At 68.5% G+C, this 16,937-nt stretch carries 18 protein-coding genes; 1 reads left to right on the top strand and 17 read right to left on the bottom strand.

Translation table 11 applies throughout. The features are described 5' to 3' along the window. Positions 1 to 305 precede the first annotated feature (305 nt). From lgt to hisD, 16 genes are all read right to left on the bottom strand, one after another. The gene (gene lgt, locus IHQ52_RS12745; protein ID WP_024498862.1) at positions 306 to 2,114 is read right to left on the bottom strand and encodes a prolipoprotein diacylglyceryl transferase; all 1,809 of its coding nucleotides are present in this window, start codon (positions 2,112 to 2,114) and stop codon (positions 306 to 308) included. 167 nt (positions 2,115 to 2,281) lie between these two features. Next, positions 2,282 to 3,091, bottom strand: a complete 810-nt coding sequence (gene trpA / locus IHQ52_RS12740) for a tryptophan synthase subunit alpha (protein ID WP_024498861.1) — start codon at positions 3,089 to 3,091, stop codon at positions 2,282 to 2,284. Further along, entirely contained in the window at positions 3,088 to 4,422 is a 1,335-nt protein-coding gene (trpB, locus tag IHQ52_RS12735) for a tryptophan synthase subunit beta (protein WP_024498860.1), read from the bottom strand. Before trpB ends, trpA begins: the two co-directional genes overlap by 4 nt. Before the next feature lie 61 nt (positions 4,423 to 4,483). Next, positions 4,484 to 5,302 carry an indole-3-glycerol phosphate synthase TrpC gene (gene trpC / locus IHQ52_RS12730; protein ID WP_024498859.1) on the bottom strand — a complete coding sequence of 273 codons (819 nt, stop codon included), beginning with the start codon at positions 5,300 to 5,302 and terminating at the stop codon, positions 4,484 to 4,486. Between the two features lie 197 nt (positions 5,303 to 5,499). Then, entirely contained in the window at positions 5,500 to 6,270 is a 771-nt protein-coding gene (locus tag IHQ52_RS12725) for a TIGR02234 family membrane protein (protein ID WP_024498858.1), read from the bottom strand. Next, complete coding sequence (locus tag IHQ52_RS12720) at positions 6,267 to 7,859, bottom strand: anthranilate synthase component I (RefSeq protein WP_024498857.1); 1,593 nt, start codon at positions 7,857 to 7,859, stop codon at positions 6,267 to 6,269. Before IHQ52_RS12720 ends, IHQ52_RS12725 begins: the two co-directional genes overlap by 4 nt. Then, entirely contained in the window at positions 7,856 to 8,035 is a 180-nt protein-coding gene (locus IHQ52_RS12715; RefSeq protein ID WP_005196179.1) for a tautomerase family protein, read from the bottom strand. Before IHQ52_RS12715 ends, IHQ52_RS12720 begins: the two co-directional genes overlap by 4 nt. Positions 8,036 to 8,074: 39 nt before the next feature. Beyond that, positions 8,075 to 8,446: a phosphoribosyl-AMP cyclohydrolase gene (hisI, locus tag IHQ52_RS12710; protein WP_024498856.1), complete on the bottom strand. Its 372-nt coding sequence runs from the start codon at positions 8,444 to 8,446 to the stop codon at positions 8,075 to 8,077. A 19-nt stretch (positions 8,447 to 8,465) separates the two neighbouring features. Next, positions 8,466 to 9,239 (bottom strand): imidazole glycerol phosphate synthase subunit HisF, encoded by a 774-nt coding sequence (gene hisF / locus IHQ52_RS12705; protein WP_024498855.1) that lies wholly within the window; start codon positions 9,237 to 9,239, stop codon positions 8,466 to 8,468. A gap of 110 nt (positions 9,240 to 9,349) precedes the next feature. After that, positions 9,350 to 10,171, bottom strand: coding sequence for an inositol monophosphatase family protein (locus tag IHQ52_RS12700; RefSeq protein ID WP_024498854.1), 822 nt, complete (start codon positions 10,169 to 10,171; stop codon positions 9,350 to 9,352). Beyond that, complete coding sequence (gene priA, locus IHQ52_RS12695; RefSeq protein WP_024498853.1) at positions 10,171 to 10,914, bottom strand: bifunctional 1-(5-phosphoribosyl)-5-((5-phosphoribosylamino)methylideneamino)imidazole-4-carboxamide isomerase/phosphoribosylanthranilate isomerase PriA; 744 nt, start codon at positions 10,912 to 10,914, stop codon at positions 10,171 to 10,173. Before priA ends, IHQ52_RS12700 begins: the two co-directional genes overlap by 1 nt. 64 nt (positions 10,915 to 10,978) lie before the next feature. Beyond that, positions 10,979 to 11,290 (bottom strand): hypothetical protein, encoded by a 312-nt coding sequence (locus IHQ52_RS12690; protein ID WP_024498852.1) that lies wholly within the window; start codon positions 11,288 to 11,290, stop codon positions 10,979 to 10,981. After that, positions 11,287 to 11,928 (bottom strand): imidazole glycerol phosphate synthase subunit HisH, encoded by a 642-nt coding sequence (hisH, locus tag IHQ52_RS12685; RefSeq protein ID WP_024498851.1) that lies wholly within the window; start codon positions 11,926 to 11,928, stop codon positions 11,287 to 11,289. Before hisH ends, IHQ52_RS12690 begins: the two co-directional genes overlap by 4 nt. Next, a complete protein-coding gene (gene hisB / locus IHQ52_RS12680) occupies positions 11,925 to 12,548 on the bottom strand; it encodes an imidazoleglycerol-phosphate dehydratase HisB (RefSeq protein WP_005196188.1) in 624 nt (207 codons plus the stop codon). The genes hisH and hisB overlap by 4 nt, the downstream gene beginning before the upstream one ends. Continuing rightward, complete coding sequence (locus IHQ52_RS12675; RefSeq protein WP_024498850.1) at positions 12,545 to 13,708, bottom strand: histidinol-phosphate transaminase; 1,164 nt, start codon at positions 13,706 to 13,708, stop codon at positions 12,545 to 12,547. The genes hisB and IHQ52_RS12675 overlap by 4 nt, the downstream gene beginning before the upstream one ends. Beyond that, a complete protein-coding gene (hisD, locus tag IHQ52_RS12670) occupies positions 13,705 to 15,048 on the bottom strand; it encodes a histidinol dehydrogenase (protein WP_024498849.1) in 1,344 nt (447 codons plus the stop codon). Before hisD ends, IHQ52_RS12675 begins: the two co-directional genes overlap by 4 nt. A gap of 285 nt (positions 15,049 to 15,333) precedes the next feature. Between hisD and IHQ52_RS12665 the strand changes: the two genes are divergently transcribed. Continuing rightward, positions 15,334 to 15,789, top strand: a complete 456-nt coding sequence (locus IHQ52_RS12665; protein WP_035760451.1) for a hemerythrin domain-containing protein — start codon at positions 15,334 to 15,336, stop codon at positions 15,787 to 15,789. A 56-nt stretch (positions 15,790 to 15,845) separates the two neighbouring features. Here IHQ52_RS12665 and IHQ52_RS12660 read toward each other — a convergent pair whose 3' ends face one another. Then, on the bottom strand, positions 15,846 to 16,874 hold the full coding sequence (locus tag IHQ52_RS12660) for an ABC transporter substrate-binding protein (protein ID WP_024498847.1): 1,029 nt from the start codon (positions 16,872 to 16,874) through the stop codon (positions 15,846 to 15,848). Between the last annotated feature and the right edge of the window lie 63 nt (positions 16,875 to 16,937).

Here is a 16,937-nt window from a genome sequence, read left to right as displayed (position 1 = left end):
TGGGACAGCACTGGCCCGAGGAGTATTGCGCGGCGAGCGAGTGACCGTGCCGAGATCGGTACCGGGCTGATTCGAAACCGTCGCGACCCCGAGGGTCGTTTGCGAGGGTCATGGTGGTCGGTACCGGGCGGTCGGAGATCGCGCGTCGTGAGATTCGATCGTATCCGAACACCACGGGGCACGCCGGTGCTCGAGTCCTGTGATCCTCACGACCGGAATCCGCCCCGGAGAACCACCCTCGACAGAGGCGCCGACGAGAATATGTCGTTGGCTGCTCTCTGGAGGGCGCTTTACCGGGGTCTATTTCAGGGGCGGCGGCGACCGAATCTGGAGGCGACCCGGCGGCGGAAACTGCTCGTGGAGTCGGTCTCCCCGGCGTCTGGTCGGTCTGCGTCGGTCGCTTCCACGTCGGCTTCATCTGGGGCAGCAGACTCTGCGTCACCGGTTTCGGCGGCAGACGACGTCACGTCGCTGTCGGCGACGTCGCTTGCTGCGTCCTCGGATTCGGCGACGCCGCCCGCCTCGGATTCCGTGACCCCGGACCCGGTGATCTCGGAGTCGGTGATCTCGGAGTCGGCTGCATCGGTCTCCGGCTCGGGTGCGTCGGACTCCCCTGCGTCCGAGTCGACCGTGTCCGACTCAACCGTGTCCGACTCAACGGTGTCCGATTCGACGGTGCCCGACTCTTCCGCGTCAGACCCGACGGCCTCCACATCAGCTGAGTCCGAATCAACTGTGTCCGACGCAGCTGTGTCCGGCTCAGCTGTGCCAGGCGCCGTGTCGCCGGTTGGCTGCACGTCAGCGGACTCAGCGTCGGTGTCCGCGACCGCGGTTTCGTCGACCGCGGATTCCTCGAGCGCGGTTTCGTCGACCGCCGATTCGGCAGCCTCGGTGCCGTCGCCGTCCGCGGTCTCGGTGTCGGCCTGCGAGTCGTCCACCGCGCTCGGCTCGGCGTTATCGGCCGCCTCATCGGCGGATTCACCGTCCTGTGCTGTCGCTGTCTCGGCCACCGCCGGTTCGGCACTTTCGGTGGTCTCGGTCGTCTCCGCGCCCTCCGCCGCCTCGGCCTCCTTTGCCTCCGCAGCGATCTCGTCGTCGAGGACGTCCAGGGTGGTAGAGCCTGCTGCCGACTCGACCTTCTTACCGTCCAGGTCGTCGAGATCTTCGTCGTACCAATCGTCGACGTATCCGGCGACGCCCTGCTCCTCGAGTTCGGCGGCACGTTCGGGGTGGTACATCTCCAACCCTTGTTCACGTCCCTTGGGCGCGACCACGAAGTAGACGATCGCGCACACGAACACGAGCGCGGCCGTGAAGAGGTTCGGACGGATCCCGGCGATGTCGTTGGCGACGGCGGCACGGTCGTCGCGCAGCATCTCGATGAAGAACCGGCCAAGGCAGTAGCCCGCGATGTAGAGCGCGAACAGGCGACCGTGACCGATGCGGAACCTGCGGTCGATGACCACCAGCAACACCACGATCAGCACGTTCCACAGGAGTTCGTAGAGGAACGTCGGCTGGACGATGGCGACGACGACGCCGTTGGACTTGCCGTCGATCAGGCCCGCGTCGGAGTAACCGGCCTCGTTGACGCGCTCATAGATCTTGAGACCCCAGGGCAGCGTCGTCTCGCGGCCGTACAACTCCTGGTTGAAGTAGTTGCCGAGCCGGCCGATGGCCTGCGCCAACAGGATCGGCGGGGCGATCGCATCGCCGAAGGCGGGCAACCGGATGCCGCGGCGTCGGGCGCCGATCCACGCTCCGACCGCACCGAGCGCGACCGCACCCCAGATTCCCAGACCCCCGTCCCAGATTCGCAGGGCGTCGAGCGGTTCTTTGGGGGCGTCGGCCCCGAAGTAGGTCTTCCAGTCGGTGATCAGGTGGTAGAGACGACCGCCGAGGAGACCGAACGGCACCGCCCAGATCGCGACGTCGAGGACCTCGCCTTCCTGTCCCCCGCGGGCGATCCACCGGCGATTTCCCCACCAGACCGCGACGATGATCCCCGCGATGATGCACAGCGCATAGGCGCGCAGCGGGAACGGTCCGAGATCCCACACGCCCTGGGGCGGACTGGGGATGTAGGCGAGCATCGTCGAGGTCGGCGCGTTCACGGTGCAACCCTATCCGACCGGGCCACTCACGCCCGTCGGTCCGGGTGCCGGGTGGCGCGCCTGGCCTCGATACGGGCCCTCTGGTGGCCCCCCGGCCTCACTCGACCAGCAGGACACGCAGGAGCCGCAGGAGACGCCGGCGAACGACTCGCGCAGCAGGGCCGGCGTCAGACGGCGGCGTGGCGCGACCGCACGCCCTCGGCGAGTTCTGCGGTGAGCGAAGCCAGTCGGTCCTGGCCGGCCTTGGCCGCGGTCACGAGTGCCGACCCGACGATGACGCCGTCGGCATAGGACGCGATCTGGGCGGCCTGTTCGCGGTTGCGGACACCGAGGCCGACGCCGATGGGGATGTCGGAGTACTCGCGGACGCGGGCGCACAGCTCGGGAGCCATGTCCGACACCGCGTCACGCGCACCGGTGACACCCATGGTGGATGCGGCGTACACGAATCCGCGCGATGCGTCGACGGTGTATGCGATGCGTTCCGTGGTCGACGACGGCGCGACCAGATAGATGCGGTCGAGCCCGTGCTCGTCGGAGGCCGCGTGCCATGCGGCCCCTTCCTCGGGGATCAGGTTCGGCGTGATGAGACCGGCGCCGCCGGCGTTGGCGAGATCGCGTGCGAACTTGTCGACGCCATACTGCAGCACCGGATTCCAGTAGGTCATCACGACCGCGTTGCCGCCCGCCGCGGTGATCGCCTCGACTGCCGTGAACACGTCATGGACGCGGACGCCGTTGGTGAGGGCGAGATCGGCGGCTTCCTGGATCGTCGGACCGTCCATCACCGGGTCGGAGTAGGGCACGCCGACCTCGATGATGTCGCAACCGGCGTCGACCATCGTGCGGAAGGACGTCAGCGAATCGTCGACGGTCGGATAACCCACCGGGAGGTAGCCGATCAGGGCGGCGCGGTTCTCCGCGCGGCACTTGGCGAACACCGGTCCGGTTTTCGACGGGATCGTGTCTGCGCTCATGCCTGCTCTCCCGGTTGCCCGCTGGTGGTCTTCGCCTCGTCCTGTGACGGTGGGGGATCGAAGAGGCCGAACCAGCGCGCCGCGGTGTCGACGTCCTTGTCGCCGCGTCCGGAGAGGCTGACGACGATGATCGAGCCCTCGCCGAGTTCCTTGCCCAGCTTGAGCGAACCGGCGACCGCGTGGGCCGACTCGATGGCCGGGATGATCCCTTCCCGACGGCTCAACAGCGCAAGTGCGTCCATCGCCTCGGTGTCGGTGATCGGACGGTACTCCGCCCGGCCGGTGTCCTTGAGATAGGCGTGCTCGGGGCCGACGCCCGGGTAGTCGAGACCGGCTGAGATCGAGTGGGATTCGATCGTCTGACCGTCCTCGTCCTGCAACAGGTATGAGTACGCGCCCTGGAACGCCCCCGGCGTCCCGCCGGTGAAAGTCGCTGCGTGACGGCCGGATTCGACACCCTCACCGGCTGCCTCGAAACCGACCAGGCGAACGTCCTTGTCGTCGATGAAGGGGTGGAATATCCCGATCGCGTTGGAACCACCACCGACACAAGCGGTCACCGCGTCGGGCAGGCGTCCGGCCTTGTCCAGGATCTGGGCGCGAGCCTCGAGACCGACGACGCGTTGGAGGTCACGGACCATGACCGGGAACGGGTGAGGTCCCGCGGCGGTGCCGAAGCAGTAATACGTGTTGTGCGCGTTGGTGACCCAATCGCGCATCGCCTCGTTGATCGCGTCCTTGAGGGTTGCCGAACCGTTGTCGACGGCGATGACCTCGGCGCCGAGCAGGCGCATCCGAGCGACGTTGAGCGCCTGACGGTCGGTGTCGACGCGACCCATGTAGATCACGCACTCCAGACCCAGCAGCGCACACACGGTGGCGGTGGCGACACCGTGCTGACCGGCACCGGTCTCCGCGATGATGCGGTTCTTGCCCATCCGCTGAGCCAGAAGCGCTTGTCCCAGAACGTTGTTGATCTTGTGCGAGCCGGTGTGGTTGAGGTCCTCGCGTTTGAGGAAGATGCGCGCTCCCCCCGCATACTCGGCGAGACGCTTCGCTTCGTACAGCGGCGACGGCCGTCCGGCGTAATCACGCTGCAGACGGTCGAGTTCGGCGAGGAAGTCGTCGTCGGAGCGGATCTTGTAGAAGGTTGTGGTGACCTCGTCGATGACGGCCATCAACGCCTCCGGCACATGCCGTCCGCCGTAGACGCCGAAGTGACCGCCCTCGTCGGGTTCGATCGACGTACGCGTGGTCAGTCCGGTGCTGGCGGGCGGAAGCACCGTGCTGGCGGAAGAATCAGGATGGGCCGAATCAGGATGGGCGGTCACTACATCTCACAGTCGATCGGGCCGACGACGACATGGACCGAACACGGCCCGAAGGCGTATGTCAGCGAACTGGTTTCGGGCACGACGGATGGGTACCCGCGGTGACCAGCTCACGCACCGCGGCGCGGGGGTCACCACTTGTCACGAGTCCCTCACCCACCAGGACGGCGTCGGCGCCCGCGCCGGCATAGGCCAGCAGGTCGGCGGTTCCACGAACGCCGGATTCCGCGATGCGGATGATCTCGGTCGGCAGGCCGGGGGCGATCCGCGAGAAGGTGTCCCGCTCGACCTGCAGGGTCTTCAGGTTTCGGGCGTTCACGCCGACCACCGACGCACCGGCCTCGAGGGCACGGTCGGCTTCTTCCTCGGTGTGGACCTCCACAAGGGCGGTCATGCCCAGGCTCTCGGTGCGGTCGAGCAATGAGGCGAGGACGTTCTGTTCGAGGGCCGCCACGATGAGCAGGATGACGTCGGCGCCGTGGGCGCGGGCCTCGTGGATCTGATACGGCCCGACGATGAAGTCCTTGCGCAGGACCGGGATGTCGACCGCTGCACGAACGGCGTCGAGGTCGGCGAGTGATCCGTGGAAGCGACGCTCCTCGGTCAGCACGCTGATGATGCGGGCGCCGCCCTGTTCGTAGGCCTTGGCGAGTTCGGCGGGATCGCCGATCGAGGCGAGCTCCCCCTTCGACGGACTGGCGCGCTTGACCTCGGCGATCACACCGATGCCGGGCTGGCGGAGCGCCGCCATGACATCCCGGGGAGCGGGAGCCTTCGCCGAGGCGGCCTTGACAGCAGCGAAGTCGACCACCGCTTCACGTGCGGCGACGTCGGCTTTGACTCCCTCGATGATCGACTCGAGAACGTTGGGCATGCTCACAGCGACTCCGCTCCCTTCCGCTCGTCGTGTGGTCTCAGGGTAGACCGATCGTCTCGGCGGCCTGTCGTCGGGTTGGCCGAATCTCCACAAACCCGCAACGGTCCTCGACTGTTACGCATGTCTCAGTACGCATATCTCCGGCCTGTCGGGTGCGTCTCCCGGAGAACTCCGGTTCGGGTCATTGCTCGCCCGGAGGGTCAGCGCTCGTCCGGATCGGACGACTCTGTCGGGTCGATCCCGGTGTCGAGTGCGTCCCACATCATGCGCTCGTTCGCGTCGGGATCGTCGCCGGGCCGGCCGTCCTTCCCGCCCGTCTCGACCTCGCCCGTGGCCGGGGTGTCCCCGGTCGTGGCGTCCGCCGCGGCCGCCTTCTTCCTTCGCTCGTAATCGGCGAAGATCTCGGTCTCGAGCTCCTCCCGCCGGGCGGCGGGAGTCTTGTACTTGGACGACATCCTCGCACCCTTGGCCACCCGGAGCAGCACCACGGCGGCGACGACCGCGCACACCGTGCCGAGCAGCACCAGCGCGGCAGGCGGCCACTTGGTGTCGGTGTAGAGCACGATGTACCGGTCCGGGATGTCGCCCGCGTCGGCGGCGTACTCGGAGTCGGTGCCGCCGGTGATGAGTGAGATCGCCGGGAACGCGGCCAGCACACCGCCGGCGGCGACCAGCAGAGCGACGAGGCGCAGGCCCCAGCCCCGCACGGACAGCACCGCGGCGATACCGGCGAGATAGACCAGGGCGAGCGGCGTCAGCCAGGGGCTCCAGTCCGATCCCTTGACGTCGAACGCGCGCTGGGGTGAGAGGCCGTCCTCGGCCGAGACCGTCGCCCACGTCAGCCGGCTCGCACCCCAGAACGCGGCGGCGGTGGCCGCCATCAGGATCGCGGCGATGATCTGCGGACGGCGCGACGACTTCGGCCGGGACTTCGGCGCGGCGCCACCGGCCGGCTGCTCGGCTGAGGTCACGACGTCTCCCCTCCAGGTGTCTCCCCGACCCTGCTCATCGTCGACGCGGCGGCCACGGCATTGAGCACCGCGGTGGCCTTGTTGCGTGCCTCGTTGTACTCGTATTCGGGTTCGCTGTCGGCGACCACGCCGCCACCGGCCTGCACGTAGGCGTGCCCGCGTGCGAGAAGCGCGGTGCGGATGGCGATGGCGGTGTCGGCGTTGCCGGCGAAGTCGAGGTAGCCGACGATGCCGCCGTACAGGCCGCGTCGTGTCTTCTCGTGTTCGTCGATCAGTTCCATCGCGCGCACCTTGGGCGCTCCGGTGAGGGTTCCCGCCGGGAAGCAGGCGGTGACCGCGTCGAGCGCGTGCTTGTCCGTTCGGAGGGTTCCCGAGACCGTCGACACCAGGTGCATGACGTGGCTGTACCGCTCGATGTGGCGGTAGTCGCTGACCTTCACCGTGCCCGGGACGCACACGCGACCGAGATCGTTGCGGCCGAGGTCGACGAGCATGAGGTGTTCGGCGTTCTCCTTCTCGTCCTCCAGAAGGCCCTTGCCGAGCAGCTGGTCCTCTTCCTCGGTGGCGCCCCGCCAGCGCGTTCCCGCGATGGGGTGCGTGGTCGCGACCCGGTCGGACACGGTGACCAGCGCCTCCGGGCTGCTGCCGACGATCGTGAACGGCTTACGTGCGATCGCATCGGGAGCAGCGGTGTCGCTGTTCGCCTCGGTCCCCGGCATCCGCAGCAGGTACATGTACGGGCTGGGGTTGGACGCGCGGAGCACGCGGTAGACGTCCAGCGGATCGGCGTCGGTGTCCATCTCGAACCGCATCGAGGGGACGACCTGGAAGGCCTCGCCCGCCTCGATCTCGCCGACGAGGCTCGTGACGATCTCGCTGTACTCCTCCAGGGAGCGCTGCGCGGTGAAGTCCGGCTTGGGCCGGTCGAAGGTCGAGACGGTCGAGGACGCCGGTGCGGCGAGCGCCTCGGTCATCCGGTCCAGCCGCGCCACGGCGTCGGCGTAGGCCTCCTCGACGCGTTCGTCGGAGCCGTCCCAGTTCACCGCGTTGGCGATCAGAGTGATCGTGCCCTCGTGATGGTCGACGGCGGCGAGGTCGGTGGCCAGCACCATCATCATGTCCGGCAGGCCGAGGTCGTCGACGGTGGTCTCCGGGAGGCGTTCGAGACGCCGGACCATGTCATAGGCCATGAACCCGACGAAGCCACCGGTCAGCGGCGGCATACCCGGAAACGGGTCGGTCCGCAGGACGCGCAGCGACTCGGCCAGCACCTCGAGCGCGTCTCCACCTTCGGGCGCGCCCACCGGCACCGATCCCCACCAGTGCGCCTGACCGTCGACGACGGTCAGCGCCGATGGCGCTCCGGCCCCGATGAAGGACCAGCGCGACCAGGAGCGGCCGTTCTCCGCCGATTCCAGCAGGAAGGTGCCGGGACGGTCGCCGGCCAGCTTGCCGTACGCCGACAGCGGTGTCTCGGAATCGGCGAGCACTTTACGGGTCACCGGCACCACGCGATGGTCGCGGGCGAGGTCGAGGAATTCGGTGAGGGACGTCGTATGCGCCACGGCCGCCGAGTTCACGCCGCTCATCCGAGGGGCTCGCCGCCGACGCCCCACTGGGTGCGCGGTACCTCGGTGATCGTCACCCAGACGGAATCCGGGTTCTTGCCGGTTGCCTTGGCGTACGCCTCGGTCACCGCCGCGATGGTCTCGCGCTTGACGCGGTCGGAGAGTCCGGGGGTCTGCGAGATCTGGATGAGGGGCATGCAGCGTCACCGCCTTTCGGGTGTGATCACGATGGAAATCTACTGTGCGGAATCGACCGGACGGGCTTCTGTTCCGAAAGGCAGCGAGTCGGTGTCGAAACAGCTGTGGTTGCCGGTGTGGCAGGCCGCGCCGACCTGGTCGACGACGAGCAGCACCGTGTCGCCGTCGCAGTCGAGGCGTGCGTCGTGCACGTACTGGGTGTGGCCGCTGGTCTCGCCCTTGACCCAGTACTCCTGGCGCGAGCGCGAATAGTAGGTCGCCGTGCGCGTCGCGAGGGTGCGCTCGAGGGCGGCGTCGTCCATCCACGCGACCATCAGTACGTCACCCGTCGAGCGTTCCTGGGCGACCGCACTGAACAACCCGTCGGCGTTGCGCTTGAGACGTGCGGCGAGCTCCGGATCGAGTGCCATCAGCGTTCTCCTGCCTGTGTCATCGGACGGTGATCCCGGCGTCCCGCATGGCCGCCTTCACGTCGTGGATGGTGAGTTCACCGAAGTGGAACACCGAGGCGGCCAGCACCGCGTCCGCACCGGCCTCGACCGCGGGGGCGAAGTCCTCGACACGGCCGGCACCGCCGCTGGCGATGACCGGGACCTGCACGGCCTCGCGCACCGCCTTCAGCATGCGCAGGTCGAAACCCTGCTTGGTGCCGTCGGCGTCCATCGAGTTCAGCAGGATCTCGCCGACCCCGAGTTCCTGACCGCGCCGGGCCCACTCGATCGCGTCGATACCGGTGCCCTTGCGGCCACCGTGCGTGGTGACCTCCCAGCCGGACGGCGTCGGCTCGGAACCCTCCGGCACGGTCCGCGCGTCGACCGACAGGACGATGCACTGCGAACCGAACCGCCGGCTCATCTCGGCGAGGACCTCGGGACGTGCGATCGCGGCGGTGTTGACGCTGACCTTGTCGGCGCCCGCGCGCAGCATCGTGTCGACGTCCTCGACGGTGCGGATGCCGCCACCGACGGTGAGCGGGATGAACACCTGGTCGGCGGTCCGCTTGACGACGTCGATCATCGTCGAACGTCCCGAGCTCGACGCGGTGACGTCGAGGAAGGTCAGTTCGTCGGCACCCTCGCGGTCGTAGCGTTCGGCCAGTTCGACCGGATCCCCGGCGTCACGCAGGTTCTCGAAGTTGACGCCCTTGACCACTCGACCGTCGTCGACGTCGAGGCACGGGATGACCCGGGTCGCCAGCGTCATCGTCGTGACTCCTTCAGCTCGTTGACCTGTGGTGCTTCCATGGGATGCTCTCGCACCTCTCTCATCGGTGGCTGCCTCATCGGTGGCTGCCACGTCTCGGTTCTGCGGGGTCACGCCGACCAGTCCTCGACCGTTTCGTCGATCACCGCCATCAGCCCTGCGTGCACCGTGGGTGCGCCGGCCACCAGCGACGGGGACGCGACCGTCCAGCGCTCCCCCGCCAGGTCGGTGGCCACGCCACCCGCGGCGCGGACCAGTGCGGCGCCCGCCGCGTTGTCCCAGGGATGACGTCCGAAGGCAACAGCTCCGCCGAACACGCCCGAAGCGGTGAACGCCATGTCCACGCCGGTGCTGCCGGTCATCCGGATCCGTGCGACACGTGAGCTCAGCGCGCGCAGCAGGTCGGCCCGCTTGGCTCCCGCATAGCGACCGCGCCCGGCCGCGTTGAACGGCCCGAAGGCGATCGCCGACTCGTCGAGCGCCGGATCGGGCAGTGATTCCACGGCCGCACCGTTGACCATCAGTGGTCCGTCCGCGTGGGCGGCGTACTTCCGGTCCAGGAGCGGCAGCCACGTCAGACCCAGCGTCGCCTCACCGTCGACGACGAGACCGAGCAGGATGCCGGTCAGCGGCATGCCCGCCGAGTAGTTGAAGGTCCCGTCGACCGGGTCGAGCACCCACACCGGGCCGTCGATCGGGTCGGCACCGCCGAACTCCTCCCCGTGGACGGGGATCTGCGTCCGGTCCTCGAGTTCGGCGGAGATCTGCCGTTCCAGGTCGAGGTCCACCTGGGTGGCGAAGTCCGTCCCGCCCTTGTGCACGGCGCTCGGCGCCCCCAGCCCTTCGACGAAGGTCTCCACGGCGGCGTCGAGGACCGATCCCGCGGTGTCGAGCAACCGCGGGAGGTCGAGCGAACTCTGGGCTGCGCTCATCAGACCCCGGCGACGGCCGTGAGCGCCTCGGGCAGGGTGAAGCGGCCGGCGTAGAGCGCCTTGCCGACGATCGCGCCCTCGACGCCCTGGTCGACGAGACCGGCGATCGCGATCAGATCGTCGACCGCCGAGACCCCGCCGGAGGCGACGATCGGTGCGTCGGTGGCCGCGGCGACCTCGGCGAGCAGTTCGAGGTTCGGGCCCTTGAGGGTGCCGTCCTTGGACACGTCGGTCACGACGTAGCGCGAGCAACCGTCGCGGTTGAGGCGCTCGAGGACCTCCCACAGGTCGCCGCCGTCGGTGACCCAGCCGCGGCCGCGCAGCCGGTAGGACTGGCCGTCGCGGATGACGTCGAGGCCGACGGCGATGCGGTCTCCGTGGTCGGCGATCGCGCGGGCGCACCATTCCGGGTTCTCGAGGGCCGCGGTACCGAGGTTGACGCGGGTACAACCGGTGGCCAGCGCCGCGGCGAGCGACTCGTCGTCGCGGATGCCGCCCGACAGTTCCACCTTCACGTCGAGTTCGCCGACCACACCCGCGAGGAGCTCACGGTTGTCACCACGGCCGAACGCGGCATCGAGATCGACGAGGTGAATCCACTCCGCACCGTCGTTCTGCCACGCCAGCGCCGCGTCGCGCGGCGAGCCGTAGGAGGTCTCGGTGCCGGCCGCGCCCTGGACCAGGCGGACCGCCTGCCCGTCGGCGACGTCGACGGCGGGAAGGAGTTCGAGGGTGCTACCCATGGGTGGAGTTTTCCTGTCTGTTCTCGGGTCGGACTGTTGTGTCCTGGCTGTCGTGGGAGAGGGGTCAGGCCGGCGGGTGGTCGTCACGGGCTGCGATCAAATCGGCCCGCGCGCGGTTGACCATGCGGTTTGCCACCGTACCGATCGCCGCGATCATCGCGACCACCGCCGCCAGCGCGGCGATCAGACCGGCGACCGGCGACCAGTTCGCCAGCAGGACGATGATCGGGATGGACACCGCCAGAACCAGCACACCGGCGCCGAGAGCGTAGAACGCGAGCTTGGCGATCGAGAAACCGCCGCCCGCCGACGGGGTGTCGGCAGAGTTCCCGCCGGCCCCACCGCCTGCATCGCCGGCCGGCGTGCCGCCGGTCATGAGAGACCCTTCACCCAGTTCTCCAGGAGTTGGGCTCCGGCATCGCCGGACTTCTCCGGATGGAACTGCGTGGCCGAGAGCGGTCCGTTCTCGACGGCGGCCAGGAAACGTCCGCCGTGTTCGGCCCAGGTCAGCTTCGGGGCCGCGAGCGGCGAACCGACGTTGTCCATCTCCCAGCTCTGTGCGGCATACGAGTGCACGAAGTAGAAGCGGGTGTCGGCGTCGAGTCCGGCGAACAGCACCGACCCCTCCGGGGCCTCCACGGTGTTCCAGCCCATGTGCGGCAGGACCGGCGCGGGCAGCTGGGTGACGCTGCCGGGCCACTCACCGCAGCCGTCGGCCTCGACCCCGAACTCCACACCACGTTCGAAGAGGATCTGCATGCCGACACAGATGCCCAGAACCGGGCGTCCGCCGGCGAGACGGCGACCGATGATCCGGTCGCCCTTCACCGCACGCAGGCCTTCCATGCACGCGGCGAACGCGCCCACACCGGGGACGACCAGGCCGGTCGCCTCCAGCGCGGTGTTGAAATCGGAGGTCACCGTCACCTGGGCGCCGGTACGTTCGAGTGCCCGCTGCGCCGAGCGCAGGTTGCCCGAACCGTAGTCGAGGATCGTGACGTCGGTTTCGCTCACAGGGCTCCCTTCGTCGACGGGACGCCGCTGACGCGGGCGTCGTATTCGGTGGCGGTGCGCAGTGCGCGCGCGACGGCCTTGAACTCAGCCTCGGTGATGTGGTGCTGGTCGCGGCCGTAGAGCACCCGCACATGCAGGGCGATGCGGGCGTTGAGGGCGATGGACTCGAAGACGTGCCGGTTGATGATCGTCGAGTACGGAACACCTGGATAGCCGCCGATCACCGCGGTGAGCAGGTGTTCCGGTTCCCCGGTGTGCACGCAGTACGGGCGACCGGAGACGTCGACGACGGCCTGCGCGAGGGTCTCGTCCATGGGGATCCAGGCGTCGCCGAAGCGACGGATGCCCCGCTTGTCGCCGAGGGCCTGACCGAGCGCCTGGCCGAGCACGATGGCGGTGTCCTCGATGGTGTGGTGTCCCTCGACCTCGATATCGCCCTCGGCCTTGACCGTGAGGTCGAAGCTGCCGTGCTGACCGAACGCCGTCAGCATGTGGTCGTAGAACGCGATGCCCGTGGAGATGTCGGTGATCCCGGTTCCGTCGAGGTTCAGTTCGACCGAGATCGAGGATTCCTTGGTGGTCCGTTCGACCTTCGCGATGCGAGGCGCGGGGATGCTCACTGAGAGTTCTCCAGATCTGTTGTTGCGAGCGTGCGGCTGACGTCGAGGAAGGCGTCGTTCTCGTGCGGGAGTCCGATGGTCACCCGCAGGTGGCCGGTGATCCCGACGTCCCGGATGAGGACACCGGCATCGAGGTAACGCTGCCACGACGCCGGAGCATCCCGGAAGCCGCCGAACAGGACGAAGTTCGAGTCCGAGTCGACGACGCGGTAGCCGAAACCGGTGAGCGCGGTCACCACGCGTTCGCGTTCGGCGATGATCGCGGCGACACCGGCGAGGGTGTCGTCGCTGTGCCGCAGTGCGGCCCGCGCTGCGGCCTGCGTGAGCACCGACAGGTGGTAAGGCAGGCGGACGAGCTGGATGGCGTCGACGACGGCCGGGGCGGCGGCCAGGTAGCCGAGGCGTCCGCCGGCGAAGGCAAAGGCCTTGGACATGGTGCGGCTGACGACGACCTTGGTCGGGAACTCGTCGATCAGCTCGGTCGCGCTCGGTGCGGACGAGAACTCGGCATACGCCTCGTCGACGATCACGATGCCGGGTGCGGCCTCGACGATGCGCCGCAGATCGGCGAGCGGGATCGAGCCACCGGTCGGGTTGTTGGGCGAGGTCACGAAGACCACGTCGGGTTCGCGGTTGGTGACCTCGGCGACCGCGTAGTCCATGTCGAGACCGAAGTCGGGTGAGCGCGCGGCGACGAGCCAGGCGGTGTCGGTGCCGTCGGAGATGATCGGGTGCATCGAGTACGACGGCACGAAGCCGAGCGCACGACGCCCGGGACCGCCGAACGCCTGCAGCAGTTGCTGCAGAATCTCGTTGGAACCGTTTGCGGCCCAGAGGTTTTCGGCACCGAGCTGCACTCCGGTGGCTCGGGTCAGGTAGGCGGCGAGGTCGGTCCGCAGGGCGATCGCGTCGCGGTCGGGGTAGCGGTGCAATTCCGCCGCGGCGTCACGGGCCGAGGCGGCGACGTCGTCGATCAGGGCCTGCGACGGCGGGTGCGGGTTCTCGTTGGTGTTGAGGATCACCGGCACCTTGAGTTGCGGTGCGCCATAGGCGGACTTACCGCGCAGGTTCTCGCGCAGCGGCAGGTCGTCGACGGTGATCCCCGAGCCCGGGACGTCGCTTCCCGTGAGGTTCGTGACAGGCGCCTCCGATGCCGTCACGAGCGCACGCTCCCCGCGAAGCGCTGCTTGACCGCGTCGCCGTGACCGGGCAGGTCCTCGGCGTCGGCCAGGGTGACGACCTTGTCGGCGACCTCACGCAGTGCGGCCTCGTCGTAGTCGATGACGTGGACACCCTTGAGGAAGGTTTGCACCGACAGGCCCGACGCGAAGCGCGCCGAACCCGAGGTCGGCAGAACGTGATTGGAGCCCGCGCAGTAGTCGCCAAGACTGACCGGCGCATACGGGCCGACGAAGATCGCACCCGCGTTGTGCACGCGGTCGGCGATCGCGGCGGCGTCGCGGGTCTGGATCTCGAGGTGTTCGGCGGCGTAGGCGTCGACGACGGCGAGACCGGCTTCGAGGTCGTCGACGAGGACGATGCCGGACTGCTCCCCCGACAACGCGGTCGTGACGCGCTCGCGGTGCTTGGTCGCGGCGACCTGCTGGTCGAGTGCGACGTCGACGGCATCGGCGAGCTCGGTGCTGTCGGTGACGAGCACCGAGGCGGCGAGGACGTCGTGTTCGGCCTGGCTGATGAGGTCGGAGGCGAGGATGCCCGCGTCGGCCGAGTCGTCGGCGAGGATCGCGATCTCGGTGGGTCCGGCCTCCGAGTCGATGCCGACCACGCTGCGGCACAACCGCTTGGCGGCGGTGACGTAGATGTTGCCCGGGCCGGTGATCAGGTCGACCGGGTCGAGGACGGCGCCCGGCTCGTCGGCGGCATCGGTATCGGTTCCTCCGTAGGCGAGCAGCGCGACGCCCTGTGCACCGCCGACCGCCCACACCTCGTCGACGCCGAGAAGCGCGCAGGCGGCGAGGATGGTCGGGTGTGGCCAGCCACCGAAGTCCTTCTGCGGAGGCGACGCGACGACCAACGAGCCGACGCCGGCCTCCTGCGCGGGGACGACGTTCATGATCACCGAAGACGGATAGACCGCGTTGCCGCCGGGAACGTAGAGCCCCACGCGACGCACCGGAATCCACTTCTCGCTGACGACACCGCCGTCGACGACCTGGGTGTGGGTGGTCTCGCGCCGCTGGTCGGAGTGCACCTTGCGCGCACGGGTGATGGATTCGCGGAGCGCGTCGGCGACCTGGGGGTCGAGACCGGCGAGGGCATCGGCGATGACCTGGGCGGGGACCCGCACCGAGGCGGGCCGCACACCGTCGAACTTCTCCCCGAATTCCAGCGCCGCGGGCGTGCCGGTCTCGGCCACCGCATGCACAACCGGCGTCACCGTGTCGAGTACGGCATTGACGTCGGTACCCCCGCGGGGCAGCGCGCGACGCAATTCGGCGAGCGTCGGCGTGCTACCGCGCAGGTCAATTCGGGCGAGCATGATCTCTCCTGGTCGGTGCGGGAATTTACCCGTCCAGGATACGGGTCGGTGGCCAGCGGGTTTCTGGTGCGGGTGGGGAGGGTGTGCCGACGTCTCGCGTACTCGTCGTTCCCGACCACCGCCGACCGGCGAGAGACACGCGACAACCCATCATTCCTCGTACCGTGGGATGTGGGTGGAGGGCTCACATTCCCGCAACCGGACCGAACGAGCGGACCGTCGAGGGACGGCGGGGTGAGTGGACAGAGAGGTGAGAGAGTGTGCCAATACTGCGGTTGCCGGGACATGCCGCTCCTGCGGGATTACACCGCCGAACACGAGCGGGCCGTGAACCTCGGCGGCGATGCGGTCCGCGCACTCGATGCGGGTGACGTGGATCGTGCACGTGACCTCGCCGGAAGGCTGACAGTCGAACTCCGGTCGCACTGGCGTGGCGAAGAAGACGGCCTGTTCTCCCAGCTGCTCGACTCCGAACACGACCTCTTCGCCGAATACATCGACCCGCTCGTCACCGAGCATCGCGAACTCGGCACCTTCCTGGACTCGATGGACCTGTCAATCCCGGAAGACCGGGACCGATTCCGACGCGAGGTCTTCGCCCTGCACCGGCACATCGCGAAGGAGGAGGACGCCCTCTTCCCCGCGTCGGTCACCACCCTCGACGGCGACCAGTGGGACGCCGCGATCGCCGCGTGGGAAGCCGCCCACCCCGGTGAGCGACTACTGGGCACCGGGATCTAGGCGGCCGGGACCCTTGACCGGCCGCGGGAGCCGCATGAGTACGGAGGCACCTCCGATCAGGGGTTCTTGTCGATCGGCGACCGCTGGAACCAGCTCTCGAGGTCGAAGTCGGACTTGATGCTGCCCTGCTCGACGAGGAACGCCTTGGTGCCGGTGAGCAGTTCGACGGCATCCGCGGGGAACGGTTCTTCGGAGTACCCGTCGGGATTCGCTGCGGCACGGACCGCCGCCTCGGGAGCCTTGGAGTTGCCGAGTTCGAACTGCAGATACTCGTCCCAGTGGTCCTTGGCGTAGTCGACCGCGGAGGCGTGCAGCTTCTGCCAGATGGGCGCGAACTCTGGGTTCTTGGTGAGGAACTCCTCGCTGCTGACGGTCACACTGGTCCCGGCGAGATTCGGACGGTCCCGGTAGACGGAGTCGACGAGGTGGAACCCCTTCCCTTCGAACGTCTGCAGGGCGACCGACGGGATGACGCCCGGGAGGGCCGCTGCATCGATCTCGCCCGAGTTGAGTGGCGCCTCTTGATCTGCCGGGTACAGATGGATCAGGTTCGCCGAGATCCCCTCCTCGGCCAGGGCTCCCTGCAGGTACCGGTCGATGTAGGACCCCTTCGGGACTCCGATGTTCTTGCCCGCGAGGTCCGAGAGTGTCTTGATGGACGGGTCCTTCGCGACGACGCCGGCGTCGTTGTTGAACTGCTGAACCGCGACCAGTCGCGTCTGCAGGCCGGATCCGCGGGCCACCAACGCGGGCGTGTCGCCGTAGTTGGCCACGTCGAGTCGCCCCCCGACGAGGGCCTGGTTCAGATCGGGACCGTTCGGGAAACTGAACACCTCCACCTTGCTGACCCCGAGAGGCGCGAACGCCTCGAGGAGTTCGCCGCGGCTGTGTGCGAACCCGACCGGGCCGGCGATGACGTTGCTGGAACCGATGACACCGATACGGAGGGTGTCGATGACGTCGCGCTGGGCCGAGGACGTGTCGTCGGATCCGCATGCGGCGACGGCCATGACCGCAGATGCGGCCGCAAGGACGGCGACCGTGCGCGTGAATCGGCGGATCGGATGACGGCGGTCGATGTTCATGGGTGAGTTCTCTGTTCGTGGCGCGATCCCGGCAAAGGCATGACGAGAGCGCGCGGGTTCGGT

The organism is Gordonia amicalis (genome assembly GCF_022059885.1).
In the GTDB taxonomy this organism is placed as follows: domain Bacteria; phylum Actinomycetota; class Actinomycetes; order Mycobacteriales; family Mycobacteriaceae; genus Gordonia; species Gordonia amicalis.
The sequence above is the reverse complement of the archived record's forward strand: the minus strand, read 5'-3'. Positions and strand labels throughout refer to the sequence as shown.